The sequence below is a fragment of the Pauljensenia sp. 27098_8_83 genome (assembly GCF_041432695.1).
Taxonomy (GTDB): Bacteria; Actinomycetota; Actinomycetes; order Actinomycetales; family Actinomycetaceae; genus Pauljensenia.
Genome location: NZ_JAPWAD010000048.1, coordinates 1 through 919 on the forward strand (window position 1 = coordinate 1; position 919 = coordinate 919).

At 59.0% G+C, this 919-nt stretch carries 1 protein-coding gene; it reads left to right on the forward strand.

The window, feature by feature from the left end; all coding sequences use genetic code 11:
- Positions 1-60 precede the first annotated feature (60 nt).
- Positions 61-919, forward strand: an 859-nt coding sequence (locus O3656_RS10225) for an IS3 family transposase (protein WP_500063968.1), incomplete at its 3' end; no start/stop codon positions are given.

Sequence of the window (919 nt, forward strand, 5' to 3'; positions counted from 1 at the left end):
CCTAAAAAAATCGATTGCCCTGAAGGCGCAGAGGCGCTCCCAAACCGGGACAAAGCCCTAGTGGTCGCCGAGCTTTCAGGGCGCGGACATGCGGTGTGTGATCTCCTTGAGGCCGCCGGTCTTGCCAGGTCGAGCTACTACTACGCGCTGGCTCACCCCCAGCAGCCAACCCGGGCGTATCTGCGGCCCAAGGTCGCCCAGATCTTTTCACGAACCCCCAACGGGTGTGGTCACAGGCAGGTAGCCATGTGCCTGCGCGCTGAGGAAGGGGAGCGCATCGCCGATAAGACGGTCTTGAAGATGATGCACGAGATGGGGCTGCGCTGCGACATACGCCGCGAGAGGGCCTACCACAGGTACAACTCCTACAAGGGGGACGTGGGGCAAAGTTTCGACAACATCATCGGCCGCGACTTTAAAGCCGATGGGCCCTGGCAGAAAATGGGTACCGACGTCACCGAGTTCAAGCTCTCCTTCGGTAAGGCCTACCTCGCTCCGGTCTACGACTTTGCCAGCAAAGAGATCGTGGCCCACTCCATTTCGATGTGCCCCAACCTCGCCCAACAAAAAGAGATGCTCCAGATGCTCATAGATGCCAAACCCGCAGGAGCTGAGCCGATCGTGCACTCGGACATGGGATGGCAGTACCAGCACAAGGCCTACATCAGTGCGCTCGCCGATAACGGTTTCATCCAGAGCATGTCACGCAAAGGCAACTGCATCGACAATGGCGCCACTGAGCAGGTTTTCGGGCACCTCAAGGACGAGTTCTTTCGCGGCCAGGACTGGCAGACCTTCGAGAGCTTCAAAGCCGACCTCGACGCCTACATCACACACTGGAACACAACAAGACGCCAAGTAAAGCTCAAGGGCCTGACCCCGGCAGAATACCGGGATCAGGCCCTACAGGAAGCCGCAT